This window comes from Streptomyces ficellus, from assembly GCF_009739905.1.
GTDB lineage: Bacteria > Actinomycetota > Actinomycetes > Streptomycetales > Streptomycetaceae > Streptomyces > Streptomyces ficellus_A.
The window spans coordinates 3664368-3688477 of sequence record NZ_CP034279.1 but is presented as its reverse complement, the minus strand read 5'-3'; the positions used below and the strand labels follow the sequence as shown (position 1 = coordinate 3688477).

General features: G+C 70.3%; 24 protein-coding genes and 1 pseudogene. 11 read left to right on the top strand and 14 right to left on the bottom strand.

Annotated elements, in window-relative coordinates; translation table 11 throughout:
• The first annotated feature begins 71 nt into the window (after positions 1–71).
• On the top strand, positions 72–440 hold the full coding sequence (locus EIZ62_RS16350) for a cyclophilin-like fold protein (RefSeq protein WP_156693403.1): 369 nt from the start codon (positions 72–74) through the stop codon (positions 438–440).
• A 91-nt stretch (positions 441–531) separates the two neighbouring features.
• On the opposite strand, the gene hisC is transcribed toward EIZ62_RS16350, so the two are convergent.
• Positions 532–1614, bottom strand: a complete 1083-nt coding sequence (hisC, locus tag EIZ62_RS16345) for a histidinol-phosphate transaminase (protein WP_156693402.1) — start codon at positions 1612–1614, stop codon at positions 532–534.
• A gap of 441 nt (positions 1615–2055) precedes the next feature.
• Here hisC and EIZ62_RS16340 point away from each other — a divergent pair, with 441 nt between their 5' ends.
• From EIZ62_RS16340 to EIZ62_RS16330, 3 genes are all read left to right on the top strand, one after another.
• Complete coding sequence (locus tag EIZ62_RS16340) at positions 2056–3162, top strand: LacI family DNA-binding transcriptional regulator (protein ID WP_156693401.1); 1107 nt, start codon at positions 2056–2058, stop codon at positions 3160–3162.
• Between the two features lie 232 nt (positions 3163–3394).
• Positions 3395–4492: a metallophosphoesterase gene (locus EIZ62_RS16335; RefSeq protein ID WP_156693400.1), complete on the top strand. Its 1098-nt coding sequence runs from the start codon at positions 3395–3397 to the stop codon at positions 4490–4492.
• Between the two features lie 159 nt (positions 4493–4651).
• On the top strand, positions 4652–5476 hold the full coding sequence (locus EIZ62_RS16330; RefSeq protein WP_167536385.1) for a hypothetical protein: 825 nt from the start codon (positions 4652–4654) through the stop codon (positions 5474–5476).
• A 76-nt stretch (positions 5477–5552) separates the two neighbouring features.
• On the opposite strand, the gene thiC is transcribed toward EIZ62_RS16330, so the two are convergent.
• Positions 5553–7334, bottom strand: coding sequence for a phosphomethylpyrimidine synthase ThiC (thiC, locus tag EIZ62_RS16325; RefSeq protein ID WP_156693399.1), 1782 nt, complete (start codon positions 7332–7334; stop codon positions 5553–5555).
• 199 nt (positions 7335–7533) lie between these two features.
• Here thiC and EIZ62_RS16320 point away from each other — a divergent pair, with 199 nt between their 5' ends.
• Positions 7534–8871, top strand: a complete 1338-nt coding sequence (locus EIZ62_RS16320; RefSeq protein WP_156693398.1) for a YibE/F family protein — start codon at positions 7534–7536, stop codon at positions 8869–8871.
• A 98-nt stretch (positions 8872–8969) separates the two neighbouring features.
• Here the strand turns inward: EIZ62_RS16320 and EIZ62_RS16315 are convergent, their stop codons facing one another.
• The 4 genes from EIZ62_RS16315 to EIZ62_RS16300 form a co-directional block, all read right to left on the bottom strand.
• A complete protein-coding gene (locus EIZ62_RS16315) occupies positions 8970–9404 on the bottom strand; it encodes an SsgA family sporulation/cell division regulator (protein ID WP_156696432.1) in 435 nt (144 codons plus the stop codon).
• Between the two features lie 151 nt (positions 9405–9555).
• Positions 9556–10341 (bottom strand): IclR family transcriptional regulator, encoded by a 786-nt coding sequence (locus EIZ62_RS16310; RefSeq protein WP_208828228.1) that lies wholly within the window; start codon positions 10339–10341, stop codon positions 9556–9558.
• A 352-nt stretch (positions 10342–10693) separates the two neighbouring features.
• Positions 10694–10915 carry a DUF5326 family protein gene (locus tag EIZ62_RS16305; RefSeq protein WP_156693396.1) on the bottom strand — a complete coding sequence of 74 codons (222 nt, stop codon included), beginning with the start codon at positions 10913–10915 and terminating at the stop codon, positions 10694–10696.
• 144 nt (positions 10916–11059) lie between these two features.
• On the bottom strand, positions 11060–11377 hold the full coding sequence (locus EIZ62_RS16300; protein ID WP_156693395.1) for a cupin domain-containing protein: 318 nt from the start codon (positions 11375–11377) through the stop codon (positions 11060–11062).
• Positions 11378–11428: 51 nt separating this feature from the next.
• Here EIZ62_RS16300 and EIZ62_RS16295 point away from each other — a divergent pair, with 51 nt between their 5' ends.
• The 4 genes from EIZ62_RS16295 to EIZ62_RS16280 all read left to right on the top strand — a co-directional run bounded on the left by EIZ62_RS16295 (position 11429) and on the right by EIZ62_RS16280 (position 14633).
• Positions 11429–11809, top strand: coding sequence for a phage holin family protein (locus EIZ62_RS16295; RefSeq protein ID WP_156693394.1), 381 nt, complete (start codon positions 11429–11431; stop codon positions 11807–11809).
• A gap of 47 nt (positions 11810–11856) precedes the next feature.
• A complete protein-coding gene (locus EIZ62_RS16290; RefSeq protein ID WP_156693393.1) occupies positions 11857–12978 on the top strand; it encodes a cystathionine gamma-lyase in 1122 nt (373 codons plus the stop codon).
• A gap of 216 nt (positions 12979–13194) precedes the next feature.
• Entirely contained in the window at positions 13195–14091 is an 897-nt protein-coding gene (locus EIZ62_RS16285; protein ID WP_156693392.1) for a LysR family transcriptional regulator, read from the top strand.
• 62 nt (positions 14092–14153) lie between these two features.
• Entirely contained in the window at positions 14154–14633 is a 480-nt protein-coding gene (locus EIZ62_RS16280; protein WP_156693391.1) for an NUDIX hydrolase, read from the top strand.
• 33 nt (positions 14634–14666) lie between these two features.
• Here the strand turns inward: EIZ62_RS16280 and EIZ62_RS16275 are convergent, their stop codons facing one another.
• The 3 genes from EIZ62_RS16275 to EIZ62_RS16265 all read right to left on the bottom strand — a co-directional run bounded on the left by EIZ62_RS16275 (position 14667) and on the right by EIZ62_RS16265 (position 18989).
• Positions 14667–16307, bottom strand: coding sequence for a globin domain-containing protein (locus tag EIZ62_RS16275; RefSeq protein ID WP_156693390.1), 1641 nt, complete (start codon positions 16305–16307; stop codon positions 14667–14669).
• Positions 16308–17282: 975 nt separating this feature from the next.
• The gene (locus tag EIZ62_RS16270; RefSeq protein ID WP_156693389.1) at positions 17283–17711 is read right to left on the bottom strand and encodes a GlcG/HbpS family heme-binding protein; all 429 of its coding nucleotides are present in this window, start codon (positions 17709–17711) and stop codon (positions 17283–17285) included.
• Between the two features lie 60 nt (positions 17712–17771).
• Complete coding sequence (locus EIZ62_RS16265) at positions 17772–18989, bottom strand: MFS transporter (RefSeq protein ID WP_156693388.1); 1218 nt, start codon at positions 18987–18989, stop codon at positions 17772–17774.
• A 140-nt stretch (positions 18990–19129) separates the two neighbouring features.
• On the opposite strand from EIZ62_RS16265, the gene EIZ62_RS16260 reads away from it, so the two are divergent.
• Together EIZ62_RS16260 and EIZ62_RS16255 are read left to right on the top strand one after the other, a co-directional pair.
• A complete protein-coding gene (locus EIZ62_RS16260) occupies positions 19130–19591 on the top strand; it encodes a MarR family winged helix-turn-helix transcriptional regulator (RefSeq protein WP_156693387.1) in 462 nt (153 codons plus the stop codon).
• Between the two features lie 34 nt (positions 19592–19625).
• A complete protein-coding gene (locus EIZ62_RS16255) occupies positions 19626–20078 on the top strand; it encodes a GNAT family N-acetyltransferase (RefSeq protein WP_156693386.1) in 453 nt (150 codons plus the stop codon).
• A gap of 57 nt (positions 20079–20135) precedes the next feature.
• On the opposite strand, the gene EIZ62_RS16250 is transcribed toward EIZ62_RS16255, so the two are convergent.
• The 5 genes and pseudogenes from EIZ62_RS16250 to dnaB form a co-directional block, all read right to left on the bottom strand.
• Positions 20136–21512 carry a serine hydrolase domain-containing protein gene (locus tag EIZ62_RS16250; RefSeq protein WP_156693385.1) on the bottom strand — a complete coding sequence of 459 codons (1377 nt, stop codon included), beginning with the start codon at positions 21510–21512 and terminating at the stop codon, positions 20136–20138.
• Between the two features lie 41 nt (positions 21513–21553).
• Entirely contained in the window at positions 21554–21679 is a 126-nt protein-coding gene (locus EIZ62_RS32745; RefSeq protein WP_280117745.1) for a hypothetical protein, read from the bottom strand.
• 96 nt (positions 21680–21775) lie between these two features.
• Positions 21776–22015 (bottom strand): annotated as a pseudogene (locus EIZ62_RS16245) (hypothetical protein); the annotation flags it as partial.
• Positions 22016–22054: 39 nt separating this feature from the next.
• Positions 22055–22369 (bottom strand): hypothetical protein, encoded by a 315-nt coding sequence (locus EIZ62_RS16240; RefSeq protein WP_156693384.1) that lies wholly within the window; start codon positions 22367–22369, stop codon positions 22055–22057.
• 69 nt (positions 22370–22438) lie between these two features.
• Complete coding sequence (gene dnaB, locus EIZ62_RS16235) at positions 22439–23929, bottom strand: replicative DNA helicase (protein WP_156693383.1); 1491 nt, start codon at positions 23927–23929, stop codon at positions 22439–22441.
• Between the last annotated feature and the right edge of the window lie 181 nt (positions 23930–24110).

Here is a 24110-nt window from a genome sequence, read left to right as displayed (position 1 = left end):
TCAAACGAAATCCGTACCGGAAACCGGGGGGCCTCTTCCCGAAAACTTCAACATCTTGTTGAATTCCGCGGGTGCAGATACGACTCTCCTGGCCCGCGGGCCATATCACCGCAACCCTCGACGAAACCCCCACGAGCAAGGCGCTCGCAGGGGTTCTCCCGATCACGTCCACCGCCCACACCTGGGGCGAGGAGGTCTACTTCGAGACCCCCGTCTCCCCCGCCCTGGAGGCCGACGCCCAGCAGGTCGTGGAGCCCGGCACGGTCGCCTTCTGGACCGAGGGCGACGCCCTGGCCCTGCCGTACGGGCCCACGCCGATCTCCCGCGGTGACGAATGCCGCCTGGCCGGCCCGTGCAACGTCCTCGGCCGCCTCGACGGCGACCCCCGCGTCCTCGCCACGGTCCGCTCCGGCGACCCGGTCCGCGTGGAACTCGCCTGACCCCCTGCCCGCCACGCCGTACGGCGCCCACGCCTCCGCCCCGCGCCCGCCCCGGCCGTCGGCCGGGGCGGGGCCGGAACGGGCCGAAGAGCTAGAACCGCTCCTTGCGGAAGGCCTCGGCCGCCCGCAGGAAGATGTCGTTCGCCTCGGTCTCACCGATGGTGACCCGCACGCCCTCGCCCGGGAACGCCCGCACGACGACGCCCGCCTGCTCGCACGCCGCCGCGAAGTCCACGGTCAGCTCACCCATCCGCAGCCAGACGAAGTTGGCCTGCGTGTCCGGCACGGTCCAGCCCTGGCCGGCGAGCCCCTCGGACACGCGCTGCCGCTCGCACACCAGGGACCCCACCCGTCCGAGCAGCTCGTCCTCCGCCCGCAGCGAGGCCACCGCCGCGTCCTGGGCGAGCTGGCTGACGCCGAACGGCACGGCGGTCTTGCGCAGCGCGGCGGCCACCGGCTCGTGGGCGACCGCGAAGCCGACCCGCAGCCCGGCGAGCCCGTACGCTTTGGAGAACGTCCGCAGCACGGCCACGTTGGGGCGGTCGCGGTAGATCTCCAGGCCGTCCGGCACCTCGACGTCCCGGATGAACTCCTTGTACGCCTCGTCCAGCACGACCAGCACGTCCGACGGCACCCGGTCCAGGAACCGCTCCAGCTCCTCCCGGTGCACCACCGTGCCGGTGGGGTTGTTGGGGTTGCAGACGAAGATCAGCCGCGTCCGCTCGGTGATCGCGTCGGCCATGGCGTCGAGGTCGTGGACGTCACCGGAGGTCAGCGGCACCTGCACCGGCGTCGCGCCGCTGACCTGCGTGATGATCGGGTACGCCTCGAAGGACCGCCAGGCGTAGATGACCTCGTCGCCCGGGCCCGAGGTGGCCTGCACCAGCTGCTGGGCCACACCGACGGACCCGGTCCCGGTGGCGATGTGCGTCACCGGCACGCCGAAGCGCTCGGCGAGCTCGTTCATCAGGCCCGTGCAGGCCATGTCCGGGTAGCGGTTGAATCCGGCCGCGGCGGCCAGCGCGCTCTCCATCACACCGGGCAGCGGCGGATAGGGGTTCTCGTTGGAGGACAGCTTGTACGCGACCGGTCCCTCCGCCGCGGCGGGCTTGCCCGGCTTGTAGGTGGGGATGCCGCCCAGCACGGCGCGCAGCTTCGGGCTCGTCTCGCTCACTCTGGTCCTCCTCGACCGTACGTACCACCAATACTGCTCACCATATGAGGATTCCGCCGTGCTGCGAATGGCCGATTTTCGGTCCGGGCCCCGCACCGGCTCCGGCAGGCGGTCCCGGCACCCCGCCCGCCCGGTCGCCCGGGCCCCCGCGCAGGCCCGCGCCACCGGCGCGACAGCAGGGGGGAGCGCTCCCGCGAGTGCCGCGCGCCCGTGGCTCGCGCCGTGGCGCGCGTCCCCCGTAGAGGTGAGTTGAGACCTCCCCGAAACATCGTCCATTTGGCAGGACCATGCGTGCCGACAACTGGCCGCGCCATGCGGAACACCCCAACTACCTCGGATTTCAAGGCCATTGGGGGGTGGCGACCGTGCAGAAACGTGCCTGTCAACGAGTGAATATGCGAACGGCCCAACCGCCCGACATCGCCCTACTATCGGCTCGCCATGACAGCAGCAGGGAAGCACCAGGTGAGCCGGGCACAGACCCGGGGAAGCCGGCAAGGGCGAGCGGGCATCCGGGACGTGGCCGCCGCAGCCGGGGTCTCCATCACGACTGTCTCCGACGCGCTCAACGGCAAGGGCCGGCTCCCGGACGCCACCCGCCGCCATGTCCGCGAGGTCGCCGACCGGCTGGGCTATCGCCCCTCCGCCGCGGCCCGCACGCTCCGTACCGGCAAGTCCGGCCTCATCGGCCTGACCGTGACGACCTACGGGGATGAACCTTTCACCTTCACCGAATTCGCGTATTTCGCCGAGATGGCCAGGGCCGCCACCTCCGCCGCGCTCGCCCGCGGCTACGCCCTGGTCATCCTCCCCGCCACCTCCCGCCATGACGTCTGGTCGAACGTCGCCCTCGACGGCACCGTCGTCATCGACCCCTCCGACCACGACCCGGTGGTCACCGAACTGGTCCGCCAGGGCCTGCCCGTCGTCTCCGACGGCCGCCCGGCCGGCACCCTCCCGGTGACCGCCTGGGTCGACAACGACCACGAAGCCGCCGTCCTCGACCTGCTCGACCACCTCGCCGCCGCCGGCGCCCGCCGGATCGGCCTGCTCACCGGCACCACCACCGACACCTACACCCGCCTGTCCACCACCGCCTACCTGAACTGGTGCGAGCGCGTCGGCCAGGACCCGGTCTACGAGGCCTACCCGGCCCACGACCCCTGCGCGGGCGCCGTCGCCGCCGACCGGCTGCTGGCCCGCCCCGACCGCCCGGACGCCGTGTACGGGCTCTTCGACCCCAACGGCACCGACCTGCTCGCCGCCGCCCGCCGCTACGGGCTGCGCGTACCGGACGATCTGCTGCTGGTCTGCTGCAGCGAGTCGACCGTCTACGCCGCCACCGAACCGCCCATCACCACCCTCTCCCTCAAACCCCGCCGGATCGGCACCGCGGTCGTCCAGCTGCTGATCGACGCCATCGAGGGGATCGACACCGACCGGCCCGTCGAGCAGGTGATACCGACCGAGTTGATCGTCCGGACCTCCTCCCAGCGGCGGCCCCCACGGACGACCGTCAGCCCTCCCCGGTCCCCGTCAGGAGCGTGACCGGCAGGTGGCTCCCGGGGACGACCGGAGCCACCCCTCGGTCAAGGCCGTGCGCAAACTTCCCCAATTGGGGGTGAATCGGCCGATGAACCCGGGGTGCACCCGGATTCACCACCCCTGGTGCGTCACACAGCACAGGGCTCATTCCTATGATGGGCGGACGACACCGCGGACCGCCCCGACCAGGCCGGTCCGCCAGGTGTAGGGCGTCGCGACGGTGGTGGAGGGGTCGATGACTCAGGGGGCCGGTCAAGGACCCGTGGTGCGGACGGCGACGTTGCGCGACTTCCGCGTACCGCCGTACGCCCAGGTGCCCGTACAGGGTCATGTCGCTCATGCCGCGCACCCGGGCAACGCGTTCCCCGGGGACGAGCTGCCGGAGGGGTACACGCCGACCGAGCGCGACCTCCCGGTGATCAACCGCGGCGACACCGTCCAGGTGTCCGTCGACCCGCAGCAGGCCTCCGAGCCGGCCGCGGCGCCCGCTGACGCCCCCGCGGCCGGCGACGGCCCGGGTCCGCTCTTCGTGGTGGGCGACGTCCACGGGTACCTGGACGAGCTCCTCGCCGCCCTGCACCGGCAGGGACTCATCGACGCCGAGGGGCACTGGGCGGCCGGCAACGCCCGCCTGTGGTTCCTCGGCGACTTCACCGACCGCGGCCCCGACGGCATCGGCGTCATCGACCTCGTCATGCGGCTGTCCGCCGAGGCCGCCGCCGCCGGCGGCTACTGCAAGGCCCTCATGGGCAACCACGAGCTGCTGCTGCTCGGCGCCAAGCGGTTCGCCGACACCCCGGTCAACTCCGGCGCGGGGACGGCCACTTTCCAGGCGGCGTGGCTACTCAACGGCGGCCAGAAGAGCGACATGGACCGCCTCCAGGACGTGCACCTCCAGTGGATGTCACGGCTCGACGCCGTGGTGGAGGAGGACGGTCACCTGCTGGTGCACTCCGACACCACCGCGTACCTGGAGTACGGCTCCACCATCGAGGACGTCAACGACACCGTCCACGAGATCCTCACCCGCAACGACGCCGACGAGTGCTGGGACCTCTTCCGCAAGCTGACCAAGCGCTTCGCGTTCCGGGACGAGGCAGGGCCGACGGCGGTGCAGGAACTGCTGGCGGCCTACGGCGGCGAGCGCATCGTCCACGGCCACAGCCCGATTCCGTATCTCCTGGGCGAGGTGGGCTCCGAGGACGGCGAGGACAACGGCGGCCCGACGGTCGAAGGACCGCACGTGTACGCGGACGGCCTGGCGATCGCCATGGACGGCGGCGTGACCATGGCCGGAAAGCTGCTGGTCGTCCAGCTCCCCCTGCCCACCTGAGACATGACGCAGCGCAGTCGGGCCAGTCGATTTCCGGAAATCCTCTGTCACCCCTTGCCGTAACCGCTCTACCATCGGTATTTCCGTAGCAGGCTCTCCTCCGTTTCTGCCCGGCTGCCCGTTCTACGCGGGCGAACAGGGCCTACGGAGCATCGGGGGATGCACATGAAAAGCGCTCCGCACCTGCTGACCGAGGACCGCGCCGAGTACGAGCGCGTCCTCGACGAGGCACTGAGCACCGCGCACGACCGACCGGAACTCGCTGGGATCGGGCAGCGGCTCAACACCGAGCAGTTGCGCACCATGGCGCTGCACGCCACCGCGCTCATATCCGCGGCCGCCGCCGCGGAGTACGACCACTTCGTCAAGGTGCGCGAGGAGTCGCGGACCCCCGGCACCACGTCCACCATCGGTTCCGTCCTGGCCCCGGCCGATGACGAGGCCGAGAGAGGACCGGGCGCCGGGGTCGGTGTCGTCGTCACCGTGCTGGCACCGGTCCTCGCGGGGACGGCGGCGGTCATCTTCCTGCTCGTCGGCTACATCCTGAAGATGCTCGACCCGGCACCCGCCTTCGCGGATTCGCTGCTCGCGGCGGGGTGGTTCTTCGGGGCCGTGACGGCTGCCGGGATTCTGGCCGCCGCGATCGGCCTGCTGCTCACGGCACTGCGCAACAGCTCCACCCAGGTTCCGGCTCAGGAGCCGGGGGGCGAGCTGCCCGACGAGGTCGCCCGCGCCCGGGAGGCGTGGCGGCACGCCCTGCGGGAGCGGGGCATCCTGCCGTTCCTGCGGGACGCGCTGGCGGACCCGAGCGCGGACCCCCGCTCGGGGGTGCCGCCGCGCCAGGTCGGCCGGATTCCGAAGGTGGGCTACAGCGGCCCGGAATTCTCCAGTCCCAGCCAAGGCGGTACGGCCTCCCGCCCGACGTTCACCAGTCCCGACTTCAGCAGTCCGGACTTCGGCGGCCCCGAGCACCAGCCGGACTGACCGACGGCGGGCGCCTGTTTCACGTGAAACGAACAGACGTTTCACGTGAAACAGACCGGCGCTCCACCGGCGGACGTCAGTCCGCCAGCGGCAGGTAGACGCGGTTGCCGGCCGCGGCGAACTCCGCCGACTTCTCCGCCATTCCGGCCGCGATCTCGTTCTCCTTCAGGTCACCGCCGTGCTCACGCCGGATGTCCTGCGAGATCTTCATCGAGCAGAACTTCGGCCCGCACATGGAGCAGAAGTGCGCGGTCTTGGCCGGCTCGGCGGGCAGCGTCTCGTCGTGGAACTCCCGGGCCGTGTCCGGGTCGAGGGCCAGGTTGAACTGGTCCTCCCACCGGAACTCGAACCGGGCGTCCGAGAGGGCGTCGTCCCACTCCTGAGCGCCCGGGTGCCCCTTGGCGAGGTCCGCGGCGTGCGCGGCGATCTTGTAGGTGATGACACCGGTCTTCACGTCGTCCCGGTTCGGCAGCCCCAGGTGCTCCTTGGGCGTGACGTAGCAGAGCATCGCCGTGCCCCACCAGGCGATCATCGCCGCGCCGATACCGGAGGTGATGTGGTCGTAGGCCGGAGCGACGTCGGTGGTGAGCGGGCCGAGCGTGTAGAACGGCGCCTCCTCGCAGATCTCCTGCTGGAGGTCGATGTTCTCCTTGATCTTGTGCATCGGGACATGGCCCGGGCCCTCGATCATGGTCTGCACGTTGTGCCGCTTGGCGATCTGGTTCAGCTCTCCGAGCGTGCGCAGCTCGGCGAACTGCGCCTCGTCGTTGGCGTCGGCGATCGATCCGGGACGCAGGCCGTCGCCGAGCGAGTACGTCACGTCGTACGCGGCGAGGATCTCGCAGAGCTCCTCGAAGTTCTCGTAGAGGAACGACTCCTTGTGGTGCGCCAGGCACCACGCGGCCATGATCGAGCCACCGCGGGAGACGATGCCGGTCTTGCGGCGCGCGGTCAGCGGCACGTACCGCAGGAGCACACCGGCGTGGACCGTCATGTAGTCGACGCCCTGCTCGGCCTGCTCGATGACCGTGTCCTTGTAGATGTCCCAGGTGAGTTCCTCGGCCCTGCCGTCGACCTTCTCCAGTGCCTGGTAGAGCGGCACCGTGCCGATCGGCACCGGCGAGTTCCGCAGCACCCATTCACGGGTGGTGTGGATGTTGCGGCCGGTGGAGAGGTCCATGACCGTGTCAGCTCCCCAGCGGGTGGCCCAGGTCATCTTCTCCACCTCCTCCTCGATGGACGAGGTGACCGCCGAGTTGCCGATGTTGGCGTTGACCTTCACCAGGAACCGCTTGCCGATGATCATCGGCTCGATCTCCGGGTGGTTCACATTGGCCGGCAGCACCGCGCGCCCGGCCGCGATCTCCTCACGCACCACCTCGGGGGAGACGTTCTCGCGGATCGCGACGTACTCCATCTCCGGGGTGATCTCGCCCCGGCGGGCGTACGCGAGTTGTGTCACCGCCTGACCGTCGCGGCCGCGGCGGGGCTGGCGCGGGCGGCCGGGGAAGACGGCGTCCAGGTTGCGCAGCCCGCCGCGCGGCGAGGTGTGCTTGATCCCGTCGTCCTCGGGCCGCACCGGGCGGCCGGCGTACTCCTCGGTGTCACCGCGGCCGACGATCCAGTTCTCCCGCAGCGGCGCCAGGCCGCGGCGGACATCGGTCTCGATGTCCGGATCGGTGTACGGACCGGACGTGTCGTACAGCGTCACGTCCTTGCCATTGGTGAGGTGCACCTTGCGGACCGGCACCCGGAGGTCGGGGCGCGAACCCTCGACGTATCCCTTGTGCCAGCCGATGGACTTCCCGGCCTCGTCGTTCTGGTTCGAGGCAGGCGTGCGTGCGTCCTGAACGGTCATCGTGACCTACTCCCTACGCCGGCATTACCCGGTAACAGGTTCGGCGGTCGACGCAGCGGTCTCCGTACCTCTCGTACGGATGTCAGCGCCCTCTCAGCCCGGTGCTCCGAGCTCCCGCGTGTGCAAAGGTGCCACCACGCTAGCGCCATCCCGGCCGCGCTGAACAGAGGGCCCCCACCGTTCTTGCGATGATCGGTCGGTGACTTCCTCGCAGCAGCCCCCCGACCCGACCGGACAGGCACATGGTCATATCCATAGCCACGGCCACTCCCACGGCCCCGCCGCGCCCGTCTCCAAGCACCTGCGCAAGGTCATCGCCGCGGTCCTGATCCCCTTCGCCACGGCGGTGGTGGTCGGGCTCGCGGTGCTGTGGCCCGGCGGCGCCCCGGCACACGAGCGCACCGGAGTGGGCTTCGACCGGCAGACGGAGCAGGGAACGGTGACCCGGGTCGACCGGGTGGACTGCAAGGACGTGAACGCCGCGCAGGTCCCGCCGACCGCCGACCCGACGACGCCCGAGGGCCGTGAGGCGGCCAACGCCCAGCAGGGGAAGTGCGCGAAGGCGACGATCGAGGTCACGACCGGCAAGGACAAGGGCCGTACGTTCGTCGAGATCGTCCAGCCCGACGCCCCGCGCCAGCTCGAAGAGGGCCAGGACGTGGTGGTGGCCTACGCCCCCGACGCCCCGCGTGACCTGCAGTACTCGGTCACCGACGTGGACCGCAAGGTGCCGATGCTGCTGCTCGCCGGCATCTTCGCGCTGGCGGTGGTGGCCGTCGGCCGGATGCGCGGTGTCATGGCGCTGATCGCGCTCGCGGCGAGCTTCGGCGTCCTCACCCTGTTCATCCTGCCTGCCATCCTCCAGGGTTCGAACCCGCTGCTGGTGGCGGTGATCGGGTCGAGCGCCATCATGCTGATCGCGCTGTACAGCTGCCACGGCCTGACCGCGCGCACCTCGGTGGCCGTCCTGGGCACCCTGATCTCGCTGCTGTTGATCGGGCTGCTCGGTTCGCTGTTCATCGGCTGGGCGTCGCTGACCGGCAACACCGACGACTACACGGGCCTGATCCACGGGCTGTACCCGAACATCGACATGTCCGGCCTGCTGCTGGCCGGCGTCATCATCGGTTCGCTCGGTGTGCTCGACGACGTGACGGTGACGCAGACGTCGGCGGTGTGGGAACTGCACCAGGCCGACCCGAGGATGGGGCCGCGCGCCCTGTACCGGGCGGCCATCCGTATCGGGCGTGATCACATCGCCTCGGTGGTGAACACCCTGGTGCTCGCCTACGCGGGTGCGGCCCTCCCGCTGCTGCTGCTGTTCTCGATCGCGCAGAGCAGCGTGGGGTCGGTCGCCAACAGCGAACTGGTCGCACAGGAAATCGTGCGGACTCTGGTGGGTTCGATCGGTCTGGTCGCCTCGGTACCGGTGACCACCGCGCTGGCCGCGCTGGTCGTCTCGGCCGACCGGCCGTCCCCCGAGGCGACCGGGCAGACGGCCCGCGGCGGCGGCCGGGGGCGGCGCCGCAAGAGGTGACCCGAGCCGGTCCGTAGGGACGGGCCCCGGGCACCCGGCGCGCGGCGGCCCCCGGGCCGTCAGCCCGCGTTCTCAGCCCGCGTTCTCGGACCTTGTTCTCAGCCCGCGTTCTCCTCGGCGAGGATCCGGCCGAGCGCCTCCTCGAGGTGCTCCTCGAAGTCACCGAGCGTACGTTCCTGCCCCAACGGCACCAGCTTGTCGGTGCGGTCGAGGAAGGCGACCAGGGGTGGGGCGCTGGACCGGAACAGTGCGCGGTCACCCCCGACCTGCAACCGGATGCTGACGTCCGAAAGGTCCTCGGAGCCGGCCGGTCTGATGTGCACATCGCCCTCACCGCTCGGGCCGTTGATGCCGTCCAGCAGGAGTTCCCTACCGAATGCCCAGGTCACAGGCGCATCGCCGGGGAGGTGGAACGTCATCCGGACCGCGAACGGGTCCCTTGTCTCGTACCCCAGCTCGACCGGGATCCTGAAGGAGAGTTCGTCGGAGACGACGAAGCTCATCAGGACCTCGGCCTGAACCGACTCGCGCATCATGTACCCCGCAAATGGATGAAGCCGTGGCGAACGACAGTTGATGAAGATCGGTGAGGAAAGCGGCTGGAAAAATCGGCCAGGAATGATCTGTGCTGGCCTCTTGACGTAATCGTCCTGGACGCTCTACAGGATCACAAGGAGTGAGTTTTCAGATACTGATAGAGAACGCCAGTGAGCTGAAGAGCTTTCCCACCTCCCCGCGCAGCCGGTCGACCGCCGGCAGCAACCGTTGCTCCTGGTGGGAGGGTACGGAAATGGCCATCGTCGCGGCGGCGGAACCCGCCGTGATGGGGATGGCCGCGCACACCGTGCCGAGCGCGTACTCCTGACGTTCGACGACCGGCTGTGTCCGTTCCGCGGTCCTGAGCCGTTCCAGCAGCGTCGGTCCGTCGCGGACCGTGTACGGCGTGATGGACTCCACCGGGTGCCGGTCCAGGTGGTCCCGGCGGGCACCCTCGTCGAGCTGGCTGAGCAGGCACTGGCCGATGGCGTGGGCGTGACCCGTCTCGCGGAAGTCGGCCCACTCGTCGACGGCGGGCGCCGCGGGCGTGTCGGAGACCGCGACCAGGTCGATCTCGCCGTCCCGGTACACCGCGAAGTACACGGGGACGCCGATGGCGTCGCGCCACTGCGCGAGCGAGTTCTCGATCTTGCTGCGACGATTCTGCAGGGCTCCTCCGCGCGCCAGCCGTTCCGCCGCGTCGCCGAGGACGAACACCCCGTTCTCCCGCCACAGATAGCCCTCGTGCGTGAGCGTGCGCAGCAGGTGGTACGCGGTGGGCAGCGGCAGCCCCGTCTCCCGCGCCAGCTGCTTGGCGGGAGCCCCGTCGGCGTGGGAGGCCACCGCTTCCAGCAGCCGCAACGCCCGCTGGACGGAGCCGATCAGGGTCGGGGGAGGGGTGCCCGAAGGGTTCGCGGGAGCGGTTCCTGGCAGGGTGCCGGGCGGAGTCCGGGCAGGGGTAGCGGAGTGCGGTGCCGTGGCCAAAGGTCACCCCCAGGCGAATCGCCCAGTTCAGTCGTACAAACCGCTGGTAGGGCGTATGTCAACCCCTTGATTCCAAGGGCAGCGGAGACCCGCCACTCTAATGGCAGGCTCCGTTCGGGGTGAGGTTTCACCGGGGCCGTTCCCTCTCGCGGGCTAACGGCCGGGCGCATGGCCGGGTGAGCGAGCGTCCTCTCGGCCCGCAGGCAGCGGCAACGGCAACGGCACGGCACGGCACGGCAACGGCGTACGAACACCGTTCGTACGCCGTCACAACGGGAGCGGGAGGGCCGTCAGCGCGAGGTCACCAGTCGCTGCGGGACGACGAGGAGGACATGAACTTCCGCACGACGTAGATCAGTCCGCCGACCAGCACGGCGAACACGAGCACCTTGAACAACAGCCCGATCACCACGCTGATGACCGTACCGATCAAGCCACCGAACACCACCAGCGCGATGACGGGAATGGCGATCCACTTCACCCACCACGGCATCCCCGCGAGCATGTGCCGAACCGACGCCATCGTCCCTACCCCATCTCTGGTGACACTTCCTACCGTTGGACACCCTCGATGCTAGGCGCCCACGACGCCCGCCGGACGTCCCCCGGCCCCCGCTCTCCCCTGATCCTCCCCCTAGGGAACCCCGACCCGACGACAGCCGGAAGGTCAGCTCTCCGGAGGAGAGAAGACCACCATGACCCGCAGGTCCTCGGTGATGTGGTGGAACCTGTGCGGCACCCCCGCCGGCACGTACACCACGCTGCCCCGCCCCACCTGTGTGGTCTCCGTCCCCACGGTGATCGACGCACGCCCGCTGACGACGAAGTACACCTCGTCCTCCTTGTGCGGCCGCTGCGGGTCGAGCTGTCCGGCGTCCAGCGCGTACAGGCCCACGGACATGTTCCGCTCGCGAAGGAACTGCAGATACGCGCCGTCGTTCGCGACGCGTTCCGCCTCCAGCTCATCCAGTCGGAATGCCTTCATCGCCTGTCCGCCCCTGCCCCTCGTCCGATCACGTCTGCCACGATCAGACACATGATGAATTTCCTCGTCAAGACGATCGCGAACGCGGCCGCGCTGGCCGTTGCCATATGGCTGCTCACCGACATCACACTGACCGGTGACAACACCGGAAAGAAGGCCCTGACCCTGGTCCTGGTGGCCCTGGTCTTCGGCGTCGTCAACGTTCTCGTCAAGCCGGTCGTGAAGCTTCTCACGCTTCCGCTGTACATCCTCACGCTCGGTTTGTTCACACTGATCGTCAATGCGCTGATGCTGCTGCTGACCTCATGGCTGGCCGACAAGCTCGACCTGAACTTCCACGTCGAGGGCTTCTGGACCGCCGTGCTCGGCGGCCTGATCATCTCCGTCGTGTCGTGGGCCATGAACGTGGTCCTCCCCGACGGCAGGGACTGAGCCGCGATCGCACCGCACACGCCCGACCAGAGCAAGGAGCATGCCGCATGACGTGGGGCGAGGGAACCAGGACGGTACGGGCGGGACTGCCCGAACCGCAGGCGTACGAACCGACCCTGCCGGGGCCGGTGTTCGCCGCCCACTACCACCTGCCCGGGGAGCCGGCCGGCCCGTACACCTACGGGCGGGACGAGAACCCGACCTGGACGCATCTCGAACGGGCCATCGGCGAACTGGAGGCACCGGGGGATCCGGATGCCGAGACCGTCGTCTTCGCATCCGGGATGGCCGCGATCTCCTCCGTGCTGTTCTCGCAGCTCAAGGCAGGGGACGCCGTCGTCCTGCCGGCTGACGGCTATCAGGCGCTGGCGCTCGTCCGCGAACAGTTGCAGGCGTACGACATCGAGGTGCGCACCGCCCCGACCGGTGACGACGGGCAGCTCGCGGTGCTGGAGGGCGCGCGGCTGCTGTGGATCGAGACACCGTCCAACCCCGGGCTGGACGTCTGCGACGTCCGGCGCTTGGTGACCGCCGCGCACGCCGGCGGCGCGCTCGTCGCCCTCGACAACACGCTCGCCACGCCGCTGGGGCAGCGCCCCCTGGAGCTGGGCGCGGACTTCTCGGTGGCCAGCGACACCAAGGGGCTGACCGGCCACGGTGACATCCTGCTCGGGCACGTGACCTGCCGCGACGCCTCGCTGGCCGCGCCGGTCCGGCGCTGGCGCAAGATCGCCGGTGCGATCGCCGGCCCCATGGAGGCCTGGCTCGCCCACCGGTCGCTGGCCACGCTCCAGCTGCGCCTCGACCGGCAGTGCGCCACCGCGATGACGCTCGCCGAGGCGCTGTCGGCCCGCCAGGACGTGACCGGACTGCGGTATCCCGGACTGCCCGGCGACCCGTCGCACAAGGTGGCGGCCGGGCAGATGCGCCGCTTCGGGTCCGTGGTCTCCTTCGTGCTGCCCGACCGTGAGCGGGCGGAACGCTTCCTCGGTGCGCTGCGGCTGGTGGACGACGCGACCAGCTTCGGCGGGGTGAGGTCCACGGCCGAACGGCGCGGCCGCTGGGGCGGGGACGCGGTGCCCGAGGGCTTCATCCGACTCTCGGTCGGCGCCGAGGACGCCGAGGACCTGGTGGCGGATGTGCTGCGTGCGCTGGACGAGACGTCCTGAGCGGTTCGGCTACGACGAACGGACGGTCCGAGCCTCCCCCCTCATGGCTCGGACCGTCCGCGCCTTCCAGCGGATAACCGCGTGCACAAGGCTAGTTGACTCTGTGTCATTGTCCAATCACGGTAGCGACAGCGACCTATCGACTTATTTATAGTTGGACGGTCGGCCCTGAGGCGCCGTCAGCCCGGCCTGGCCGAAGGCGGGAGAGGGAGGCGCATGGACCTGGCGTTGCTGCGTACGTTCGTGACGGTGCACCGAGCCGGTTCCTTCACCCGCGCGGCCGCCCTCCTCGGCCTCTCCCAGCCGGCCGTGACCAGCCAGATCCGCACGCTGGAGCGCCAGCTGGGCCGCCCGCTGTTCCTGCGCCAGGCCCGAGGCGTCACCCCCACCACCATCGGCGACGAGCTCGCACACCGCGCGGCCCCGCACCTGGACGCGCTCGTCGAGATCGCCGAGACCGGACTCGACGACGAGTCCGGGGTACGCACCCTCCACCTGGCCGGACCTCCCGAGTTCACCTCCGCACGCGCGCTCCCGGCCCTCACCGCCCTGGTCTCCCAGGGCCTCGCGGTACGCACCTCCCTGGTGTCCCCCGCCGAGGAGGCCCTCGAAGGGCTGGCCGCCGGCCACCACGACCTCGTCATCGCCACCGCCCGGCCGCGCGGCGGCCTGCTCACCGCCACCCCGCTCTGCGACGAGGAACACGTCCTCGTCGCCTCCCCGCGCTGGGCGGCCCGGCTGGCGCCCGGCGTCCTGCTGCGCAAGGGCGCCGTCGTGCTCGAACAGCTCCCCGTCGTCGAGGTGCACGAGTCGCTGCCGTTCGTCGCGCGCTACTGGGCGGCGGTCTTCGAGTCCAAGCCCGCCGCCGCGGCCACCGTCATCGCCCCCGACCTGCGCGCCGTCCTGGAGTCGGCCGCCTCGGGTGCCGGACTGGCGGTGCTGCCCCGCTACCTCTGCGAGGACGACCTGGATAGCGGCCGCCTGGTGGCACTGCTGGACCCGCCGGTGCCGCCGCTGCGCACCTATTTCCTGGTCGTGCGCACCGGCACCCTGGCCCTGCCGCACATCGCGCGGGCGCACGAGACGCTGCTGCGCGCGGCGACGGACTGGTGACGCCGCGTGGGAGCCGGGCCGACCGGGGTTTCAGAACGCGCGCGGCGGGCCATTTTCAAGCCATGACCGAACGTCCAGTGGTCAAGCGCACCGCCCGTGCCGTCCTCCTCGACGGTGACGACCTCGTCCTGATCAAGCGGACGAAACCCGGCATGGATCCGTACTGGGTCACCCCCGGCGGCGGTGTCGAGCCGAGTGACGCCACGGTCGTCGACGCGCTCCACCGGGAGGTCGACGAGGAACTCGGCGCCAAGATCACCGACGTGGTGCCGTGCTTCGTCGACACCGTCGAGCACATCGAGAACGGCGGCGTCTCGGGCGTGAAGGTGCAGCACTTCTTCGTCTGCCGGCTGGAGTCGATGGACCCCGCGCAGCGCCACGGACCGGAGGTGGACGAGCCGCTCGGCGAGTACGAGATCGTCCGGGTGCCGTTCAGCCGCGTCGGGATCGCCGCCGTCAACCTCGTACCGCTGTCGCTGCGGCACTACCTGGACGGCAACATCGAGGGCGTGCGCGCGATGCACGCCCCCGATCTGGGCTAGGTCGCGTCTTCGAAGTCCCGTCTGCCCGGCGGTTCAGTCGGCCGCCGCGACGAGTTCCTCGAGCGAGTCGTGACGGATCCGCTCGTAGGGCACGCCGACGCCCCGGAGCGCGTCGACGCCGCTGCGGATCATGCCCACCGGCCCCGAGAGGTACGCGTCGTACTCGTTCCACGGCCCGTACTCGCGGACCACGTCCGGCAGCTGCGCCTTGCCGTCGATCATGGCGCGCACCTCCAGCCACGGGTGGGACTGCTGGAGCCGCAGCATGGTGTCGATGTCGTACAGGTCGTGATCGGTACGGGCCCCGTAGAAGACCTCGACCGGGCGCCGTTCGCCGTGCTCGGCGACGTCCTCGACCAGGGCCTTGATGGGCGCGATGCCGGTGCCGCCGCCCACGCAGAGCAGACCGCTGTCCGTGGTGTGGTCGACGGTCATCGAGCCGGCGGGCGGCCCCAGGCGCAGTACGTCTCCCGGGCGGGCGTGATGGACCAGGGCGTTGGACACCCAGCCCGCCGGCACGGCCTTGACGTGGAAGGACAGCAGCCCGTCGGAGCGGGGCGCGGAGGCGAAGGAGTAGTGCCGCCAGATCCGCGGCCACCAGGGGGTCTCCAGGCTCGTGTACTGCCCGGCCAGGAAGGGGTAGGGCTGGTCGGGCCGGACCGTGATGATCGCGATGCCGGGCGTTCTCAGGTCGTGCGAGACCACTTCCGCGTGCCACCAGGCGGGCGCGTGCCGTTCGTTCTCGGCAGCCGCGTCGATCATGATCTGGGAGATCGTGGTGTACGTCCGCACCCACGCGGCCTCGGTCTCCTCGTCCCAGGTCGACGTCGCGTACCGGCTGAGCGCCCCGATGAGCGCCTCGCCGACGGCCGGGTAGTGCGAGGCGTCGGTGCCGTACTTGCGGTGGCCGCGTCCCAGGTGCTGGAGGTACTCGGTGAGGAGCGCGGGGTCGTCCATGTGCTCGGCCGCGGTCAGCAGCGCCTTGAGGAGCCGGTCGCGCTGGGTGTCCATGGCGGCCGGGAAGAGGGCGCGCAGCTCGGGATAGCGGGTGAAGAGCAGGGCGTAGAAGTACGAGGTCACCTTGTCCGACACGGGACCGACCTCGGCCAGCGTCCGCCGGACCCGCACCGCGTCCGGCGACCCGGCCTCGGCGGCGTTCACGCCGCCACTGGGACGTCCACCGGGGCGCTGCGGGCCGTCGTCGTGACCGCTGGGCGCGTCGTACGGGGCCGTCCGGGGAGCGGGGTCGTGCGGGGCCCTGGCGGGGTCGTCGTCGGGACGGGGCGCCACGGGCCGGTCGGCGGGTCGTTCGTGTACGCGTGTCCCGGATCCGTCGGGCCACGGGACGGCCGACGGCGCCGGGCCGGAAGGGGCCCCGGTCGCACTGGCCGTTCCACGCGAGGCTCCGGCGCCGACCATGCGTATGGACGTGAGGGGCCGCCGCTGTCCCGCTATTCGGTCCTGGGTCGGGTTCTGGTTCTGACCCGGGTTTTGGTCCGGGGCCGGGGCCTCTCCGGCGCCGCCCTCCGCATGCCCCGGGCGGTCCTCGGCTCGGGCCGCCGCGGGTTCGGCGGGCCGGTCGTCGACCGGCTTGCGCGGGGTGAACCAGCCACCGCCCTCGCCGCTGTCGCCGCGCGTGCCGTTGTCGGCCGACATGGTGGTCGGAGCGTCCATACAGTGCCTCGCCTCGAACATCTCTCGGTCGGTCAGTGCACCCTTCGCCCGCCCGGCAGGTGCCTCAATTCGCCGCTTTTCGCCTGGTATTCGCTGCCCGCCGCCCAGACTAACTCTCAGCTGCCCCGCAAAACCGGGATGATTACCACTGACTGTGACATTGACCGCAGTGGTCGTGGTCGCAGCATGACAGGAGTGGCCGGTTCGGTAGAGCGAGAGCGGAAAGCCCGGATTTCGACCCCAGGTTTCGTTAAGCTGCGTTACTGCCGTGTCTTTGAACTAACGGCCGGCTCGTACACGTTCGTAGGCTTCGTGGAGAACGCCTCCCGTATAAGCGTTTGTGGCCCGCCCGGACAGATGATGGTCCGCGTTGATCGCCACCGCTACCGGTCCGTCGCGAGGATCTCCGCGTCGGACATGGAATCACCGTAAGCAACACACACGTCCAGTTCCACCCCCATCTCTGCACAGAGTCGGTTCGCGACCTTCACTTTCCCGGATGGCCATGTACACCGGGGCGAGTACGGGCGATGTCTCTCGCCGTCGGACGCGGATGTCGCATCCGAGGGGAACCGTGTTTCACGTGAAACCACTCAAGCGCCCCGTTCGCCGGGCTCTCCTCTCCGTCCACGTTGCGGTGTCCGTAAGCTGGCTGGGCCTCAGCCCTGGCCTGCTGGCGCTCGGTATCACCGCGTACGCGACCGCCGACGCCTCCCTCACCGTGGCCGCTGACCGGGCCATGCAGGCGGCAGGTGTCCCGGACAGCAGTCTGATCGCGGCACCGATCGTCGCCACCAGTACGTATCTGTTGATGACGGTGATCTCCGTCCTCAAGCCCCGGGGCCTCACCCGCCGTGGCCGGCGTATGCGCGCCTCGGCATACGCCCGTCCCCCTGGCCGGGAGTCTGTCCGGTCCAGGGGGACGAGGGTCGCGGGAACCCGCTGACGGGTCTTGAAACGGGTTTCCAGGTGGCTTTATGACAGAGCCCGCACTGCCGCGGTGGCAAAGCCGTGATCCTGCTCCGGAGCGCCGCCACCGACGCCGATGGCGCCGATGAGACGGCCGTCGCGGTGGACGGGGACGCCACCCGCGATGAAGAGGAGTGGACGGTCGAGGGCGGTGGGCAACGTGTGGAACGGCCCGCCGGGCCGGACGGCGTCCACCAGGTCGGCGGTCGGTGCGTTCAGCTGCAGCGCGGTGAAGGCCTTGCGGGTGCTCGTCTCGCCGGCGATCAGTACGGCCCGGTCGTCGCGGCGGAACGCCAGCAGGTGGCCGCCCGCGTCCAGGACGGTGACGGCGACCGTGACCCCGGCCGTTTCGGCGGCGCGGCGGGCGGTGTCCAGCAGGGTTTCGGCGTCCTGGGTGGTCAGCGGCGCGACAGCGGTGGTGCTGGTGGTGCTCATGCGGGGTGGCTCCTTGGTGCGAAGGGGTGCGAGACGCGGGGTTGCGAGGGGAGGTCGGTGTCAGTGGTGGACGAGGGGGGCGGCGGCGGCCGGCTCCGGCGTGGCGCCGGTGACGACCCGGCTGTCGCGACGGAGGTCCCTGCGTTCCAGGGCGCTGGAGAGGACGGCGAGGACCAGGGCCGAAGCGGCGAGCGCTGCGCCGACCCAGTTGGGGGCCGTGAAGCCCATGCCCGCGGCGATGACGATGCCGCCGAGCCAGGACGCCAGGGAGTTGCCCAGGTTGAAGGCGCCGATGTTGACGGCGGACGCCAGGGTCGGCGCTCCGGACGCCTGGTCGAGCACCCGCTTCTGGAGGGGCGGCACGGTGGCGAAGCCCAGGGCGCCGATCAGGGCGAGCGTGACGGCCGCGGCCACCTTGTGGTGCGCCGTGAAGGTGAAGAGGGCGAGCACCAGGGCGAGGGCGGTGAGCGACACGTAGAGCAGGGGCATCAGCGCCCGGTCGGCGTACTTCCCCCCGATCAGGTTGCCGCCGACCATGCCGAGCCCGAAGAGGACCAGCAGCCAGGTGACGGCACCGGCCGAGAAGCCGGCGACGTCGGTCATCATCGGCGTGATGTAGGTGATCGCGGCGAAGACGCCTCCGAACCCGAGGATCGTCATCGCCATGGCGAGCAGGACCTGTACGTTGCGGAAGGCCGCGAACTCGTGGCGCAGGCGCACGCCCGCGGGCTTGGGCTGCTCCGGAACGAGCTTGGCGACGCCGATCAGGCCCAGTACACCCAGCGCCGCGACCAGGAAGAATGTCGTCCTCCAGCCGGCGCTCTGGCCGATGAAGGTGCCCAGGGGCACGCCGACGACGTTGGCGACGGTCAGGCCGGTGAACATCATCGCGATCGCGCCCGCCTTCTTCTCCGGGGCGACGAGGTCGGCGGCGACGACCGAGCCGATGCCGAAGAAGGCGCCGTGCGCGAAGGAGGCCACCACGCGGCCGGCGAGCATCAGCTCGAACGCGGGGGCGGCCGCGGAGAGCACGTTGCCGGCGATGAACAGCCCCATCAGCAGCATCAGCATCCGCTTGCGGGAGATGCGGGTGCCGAGGGCGGTCATCAGCGGGGCACCCAGGACGACGCCGAGCCCGTAGCCGGTGACCAGCAGTCCGGCCGTGGGGATGGACACCTGGAAGTCGGCCGCCACCTCGGGCAACAGGCCCATGATCACGAATTCCGTGGTCCCGATACCGAAGGCCCCGATAGCGAGGGCCAGAAGCGCGAGCGGCATGGAGTACACCTTCCGGAAGATTGCGTCTGCGCCTTACGAGCGTCGACAATAATTGCAGACGCGGGTTAATTGCAAGCGCGGGCTATTGCAGACGTCGTCTATCCTGGTGACAAGCCGCTCCGGGACGGAGGACACATCCCATGACAGCCACAGACCCGGCTCTCACCGCCCTCTCACAGGGCTGGTGCGCGCTCTCCCTGCTCCACGGGAAGATCGAGGCCAGCATCGAGCGCGAGCTGGAGGCCAAGCACGGCCTCAGCGTGCGCGAGTTCTCCCTGCTCGACGTCCTCAGCCGTCAGCACAACGGGCCCGGTGGCCACCTCCAGATGAAGCAGGTGGCCGATGCGGTCGTGCTGAGCCAGAGCGCCACGACCCGGCTCGTCACCCGCCTGGAGGACCGCGGCCTGCTCACGCGCTATCTCTGCGACACCGATCGGCGCGGCATCTACACCGACGTCACCGAGTCCGGCCTCACCCTGCTCGCCGAAGCCCGGCCCACCAATGACGCCGCTCTGCGGGCGGCGCTCGACGAGGCGGCGACGAACCCGGAGCTCGCCCCGCTGGTCCGGGCCGTCGAAGAACTGCACGTACCGGTCGGCTGACCGGGCGGGGCAGGGGGCAACGTAGCCTGCAGCCATGAGCGATCTTGAGATCAGGCCCGCCGCCCCTACCGACATCCCCGCCATCGTGGCCATGCTGGCCGACGACCCCCTGGGCGCGCAGCGCGAGTCGCCCGACGACCTCACCCCGTACACCACGGCCTTCGAGCGGCTGTCGGGCGACCCCAACCAGCACCTGGCCGTGGCCGTGCGCGACGGACGGGTCGTCGGGACCCTGCAGCTCACGATCATCCCCGGACTGTCACGGCGCGGCGCCACCCGGTCGATCATCGAAGGCGTCCGCATACACGCCGATGAGCGCGGCGGAGGCCTCGGCACCCAGCTCATCGAATGGGCGATCGCCGAATCGCGGCGTCAGGACTGCCGGCTGGTCCAGCTGACCTCTGACGCCACGCGCACCGACGCCCGCCGCTTCTACGAACGGCTCGGGTTCGAGGCCTCACACGTGGGCTTCAAGATGGCGCTGTGACGCGCGTGCCAGGGGGCTTCCCCAGGGCGAACGTGCACGGTTTCACGTGAAACGTCGTCAGAGTCCGCGCCAGCCCTCCGCGTCGACCCCGCCCGGCACGGCACCGCCCGGCTCGTACGGCTCTCGGGTGAAGACGAACGACCCGAGGTCGACGTGGCTGACCGTGCCGTCCTCGCGCCGGACCACGCGTAGCGTCTCCCCCGCGTAGTACCCGTCCAGCCCGATCCAGGTGCCCTTGTCCTGCGCCCGGAAGTGCGAGGCGCGGCCCGGACCGCGCAGGGGGCTCAGCTCGACCCCGCCGTCGGCGACCACCCGGAGACCGTAGGAGTAGGTACCCCAGTACCAGGGACCGGTCAGCTCCAGCAGCGCCGGATCGGCCTCCGGCAGCGGCCGCCAGGGCTCCGGGATCCGCGGTTCGGCGTCCGCCACGATACGTACGAGGTCGGCGGCGACCGCCCCCGGCGCCGGCCCGGACGTGGCATTCGCCAGGGCGACCGCGGCGACACCGTCCTCCACGCTCACCCACATCCCCGCGACGAAGCCGGGCAGGGAGCCGCAGTGCCCCACCAGCGTGCGTCCGTCGCCGCGCACCAGCTGCAACCCGAGCCCGTAGCCGCTGCCCCACTCCCCCGCCTCCGAAGGGACGGCGGGCGTACGCATCTCCCGCACCGTCTCGGCGCTCAGCACCCGGTCGTCACCCTCCGCCAGGAAGAGAGCGAACCGGCACAGGTCCTCCGCGGTCGACCAGAGCTGCCCAGCCGGGGCCATCAGCCCCAGGTCCTCCGCCGGCTCCGGCAGCAGCACGTCGGCCCACGGGTGCACCGCCCAGCCCCCGGCGTGCGGGGCGACGGGCTGGGGGCTCGTGCGCCGCAGGCCCAGGGGCTCCAGGATCTCCGCCTTCAGCGCCTCCTCCCACGGCACCCCGCGCACGGCTTCGACGAGCGAACCCAGCAACGTGTAGCCGGTGTTGGAGTAATGGTGACGGCGCCCCTGCGGGTGCAGGAGCGGCCGCTCGCCCAGCACGTCCGCCAGCTCGGGGCGCAGCGTGCCCGGTGTCCGCTCCCACCACGGTGACGGCGACTCAGCCGCCAGGCCTGCACTGTGCCCCAGCAGTTGCGCGACCGTCACGTCACCCACACCGGTCCCTGGCAGGTGCTTCTCCAGCGCGTCCCCGAGGTCCAGAAGACCCTCGTCCCGCAGCCGCATCACCAGAACCGCCGTGAACGGCTTGGTGATGGAGCCGATCCGGTACTGCGTATCGGCGTCGGGCACCTGCCCGTCCACGCAACTGCGCCCGCCCTGCCACCGCAGCCGGCCGTCCCTGGCGACCGCACCGACGAGCGAGGGCGTCCGGCCCTCCACCTGCGCGGTGGCCACCCGGTGCAGGAGGGCGCGCTCCGTGCTGGGGAGAAGTGCTTCGAAGGATGACGTCATCCCCCAGGTGTATCCGCCATACTGCGGCACCGTCGACCGCATTAGCCCACGACGGGCGCCCGCTCCACCTCCGCCGAGCCGTTCAGCGCGCCGACGAGCCGCCCCAGCGCCTCCTGTTCGTCGCGGGGCAGCCACCGGCCCGCATGCACCATGTGCAGGGCCGCCACCAGCCGAGTCCGGTCGCCTTCCGTTCCAAGATCAGCCAGGTGGGCAGGAAGCACCATGAGTTGGACCGGCAGCGGCCCTGTACCGCCCGCCTAGACCTCACCGGTGCTGACGGTCAGCAACTGCTGGCACCGCCACTGCAACGGAACCTCGGGGCGGTGCGTGAGCCGCTGCACGAGCGTCGGGAACAGGTGGTGCGTCGCCTCTGCGGCGAGGTGCTCGCTCAGCCAGTCGACCGGGAGCCGCTGGCTGAAGCCGTGCACGGCGGCCTCCTGGGCCAGGTCCAGGAGGTGAGCGGTGTCGACGGCTCGGATGGTGCGGGGAAGGGTCGGGGCCATGCCGCGATGATGCCAATAAGCCTCTGCGGGGCCGAGCGGTCAGCCGGGCCGGGACGCGATCCGGCGACGTGCAGACCCCCAGACTTCTTCGAACTCCTCGAAGGTGAGTTGTTCGGGGTCGTGGCCTTCCCATTCCGAGACGGGCGACTCGGCGGTGATCCCGAACCTGCCGTCGTACTCATCGAGGCGGCCTGCGTCACGGGCCCGCTGCCCCTCGGCGACGGAGGCAGCTGCGACCGGGATCAGCTCAGGCCCTTCGAGTTCGACCTGCCGGATCACCCAGCCGTCGGAGTCGACCTCGAAGTAGAACCAGGTGTCACCCTCGTCCCAGTGGCAGCGCATCCATGTGGTCATCAGGCGACTTTCATCCGACATCGGGTCGTGGGATCCCAACGCGAAGGTGAGACTCTGCTAAGCCGTGGATCAGGTCTGCGCCATGTCGACGAACCGCGAGTAGTGGCCCTGGAAGGCCACGGTGATCGTCGCTGTCGGGCCGTTACGGTGCTTGGCCACGATGAGGTCCGCCTCGCCCGCGCGGGGGGACTCCTTCTCGTACGCGTCCTCGCGGTGCAGCAGGATGACCATGTCCGCGTCCTGCTCGATGGAGCCGGATTCGCGGAGGTCGGAGACCATCGGCTTCTTGTCCGTGCGCTGCTCGGGGCCACGGTTCAGCTGGGACAGCGCGATCACGGGGAGCTCCAGCTCCTTGGCCAGCAGCTTCAGGTTTCGCGACATGTCGGAGACCTCCTGCTGCCGGCTCTCGGCCCGCTTGGAGCCGCCGGACTGCATCAGCTGGAGGTAGTCGATGACCACCAGCTTCAGGTTGTTCCGCTGCTTGAGCCGGCGGCACTTGGCGCGGATCTCCATCATCGACAGGTTCGGGGAGTCGTCGATGTAGAGCGGGGCCTGCGACACGTCCGGCATCCGGCGGGCGAGCCGCGTCCAGTCCTCGTCCGTCATCGTGCCGGAGCGCATGTGGTGCAGGGCCACCCGCGCCTCCGCCGACAACAGACGCATGGCGATCTCGTTGCGGCCCATCTCCAGGGAGAAGATGACGCTCGGCAGGTTGTTCTTGATCGAGCACGCACGGGCGAAGTCCAGCGCGAGCGTCGACTTACCCATGGCGGGACGTGCGGCGATGACGATCATCTGGCCGGGGTGCAGGCCGTTCGTCAGCGAGTCGAAGTCCGTGAAGCCGGTCGGTACGCCGGTCATCTCGCCGCTGCGCGAGCCGATCGCCTCGATCTCGTCGAGCGCGCCCTCCATGATGTCGCCGAGCGGCAAGTAGTCCTCGCTCGTGCGCTGCTCGGTGACCGCGTAGATCTCCGCCTGGGCCGAGTTGACGATCTCGTCGACGTCGCCGTCGGCCGCGTATCCCATCTGCGTGATCTTCGTGCCCGCCTGGACGAGCCGGCGCAGGACCGCCCGCTCGTGGACGATCTCCGCGTAGTACGAGGCGTTCGCCGCGGTGGGTACCGACTGCACGAGGGTGTGCAGGTACGACGCCCCGCCGACCCGGGTGATCTCCCCGCGCTTGGTCAGTTCGGCGCCCACGGTGATCGGGTCGGCCGGCTCGCCCTTGGCGTAGAGGTCGAGGATCGCGGTGTAGATGGTCTCGTGGGCCGGCTTGTAGAAGTCGTGGCCCTTGATGATCTCCACGACGTCCGCGATGGCGTCCTTGGAGAGCAGCATGCCGCCGAGCACGGACTGCTCGGCGTCGAGGTCCTGCGGGGGGACCCGCTCGAAGCCGCCCGCGCCGCTGTCCCAGGGGCCGCTCTCGCTGCCCCGCTCGTGCTGTTCGTCCCGGCCCATGCCCCGGCCGCGGTGGTCGCTCCCGCGCTGACGCGTGACGGGCAGACGGTCACTGGGTCCGGTGTCGGCCCAGGGGTCGTCCAAGGGCTCGGGGATGCTCACCGGCCCACCTCCTCCCGTCCGCTCCGCGGACCTCGCCGTGCCATTCTTTCTACGGCACGACACTGACAAGCGAGAGGCTCAACTCCGCTTCTGGCGCGTCGAGCGCCGGACCACGGTAGGCCCGCGGGCACCGTCAGCCAATCTGGTTATCCACAGGGCCTGTGGGTGAAGACCCAGATGC

Excerpts from the sequence above, each read along its gene's own strand:
- EIZ62_RS16340 (WP_156693401.1), top strand. The coding sequence starts at position 2,056 with ATGACAGCAGCAGGGAAGCACCAGGTGAGCCGGGCACAGACCCGGGGA.
- EIZ62_RS16260 (WP_156693387.1), top strand. The coding sequence starts at position 19,130 with ATGACAGCCACAGACCCGGCTCTCACCGCCCTCTCACAGGGCTGGTGC.
- EIZ62_RS16315 (WP_156696432.1), bottom strand. The coding sequence starts at position 9,404 with ATGCGCGAGTCGGTTCAGGCCGAGGTCCTGATGAGCTTCGTCGTCTCC.
- EIZ62_RS16295 (WP_156693394.1), top strand. The coding sequence starts at position 11,429 with ATGATGAATTTCCTCGTCAAGACGATCGCGAACGCGGCCGCGCTGGCC.
- EIZ62_RS16280 (WP_156693391.1), top strand. The coding sequence starts at position 14,154 with ATGACCGAACGTCCAGTGGTCAAGCGCACCGCCCGTGCCGTCCTCCTC.
- EIZ62_RS16305 (WP_156693396.1), bottom strand. The coding sequence starts at position 10,915 with ATGGCGTCGGTTCGGCACATGCTCGCGGGGATGCCGTGGTGGGTGAAG.
- EIZ62_RS16330 (WP_167536385.1), top strand. The coding sequence starts at position 4,652 with ATGCACATGAAAAGCGCTCCGCACCTGCTGACCGAGGACCGCGCCGAG.
- EIZ62_RS16300 (WP_156693395.1), bottom strand. The coding sequence starts at position 11,377 with ATGAAGGCATTCCGACTGGATGAGCTGGAGGCGGAACGCGTCGCGAAC.
- EIZ62_RS16240 (WP_156693384.1), bottom strand. The coding sequence starts at position 22,369 with ATGACCACATGGATGCGCTGCCACTGGGACGAGGGTGACACCTGGTTC.
- thiC (WP_156693399.1), bottom strand. The coding sequence starts at position 7,334 with ATGACCGTTCAGGACGCACGCACGCCTGCCTCGAACCAGAACGACGAG.
- EIZ62_RS16250 (WP_156693385.1), bottom strand. The coding sequence starts at position 21,512 with ATGACGTCATCCTTCGAAGCACTTCTCCCCAGCACGGAGCGCGCCCTC.
- EIZ62_RS16255 (WP_156693386.1), top strand. The coding sequence starts at position 19,626 with ATGAGCGATCTTGAGATCAGGCCCGCCGCCCCTACCGACATCCCCGCC.
- EIZ62_RS16275 (WP_156693390.1), bottom strand. The coding sequence starts at position 16,307 with ATGGACGCTCCGACCACCATGTCGGCCGACAACGGCACGCGCGGCGAC.
- EIZ62_RS16285 (WP_156693392.1), top strand. The coding sequence starts at position 13,195 with ATGGACCTGGCGTTGCTGCGTACGTTCGTGACGGTGCACCGAGCCGGT.
- EIZ62_RS16265 (WP_156693388.1), bottom strand. The coding sequence starts at position 18,989 with ATGCCGCTCGCGCTTCTGGCCCTCGCTATCGGGGCCTTCGGTATCGGG.
- EIZ62_RS16335 (WP_156693400.1), top strand. The coding sequence starts at position 3,395 with ATGACTCAGGGGGCCGGTCAAGGACCCGTGGTGCGGACGGCGACGTTG.
- EIZ62_RS16270 (WP_156693389.1), bottom strand. The coding sequence starts at position 17,711 with ATGAGCACCACCAGCACCACCGCTGTCGCGCCGCTGACCACCCAGGAC.
- EIZ62_RS16290 (WP_156693393.1), top strand. The coding sequence starts at position 11,857 with ATGACGTGGGGCGAGGGAACCAGGACGGTACGGGCGGGACTGCCCGAA.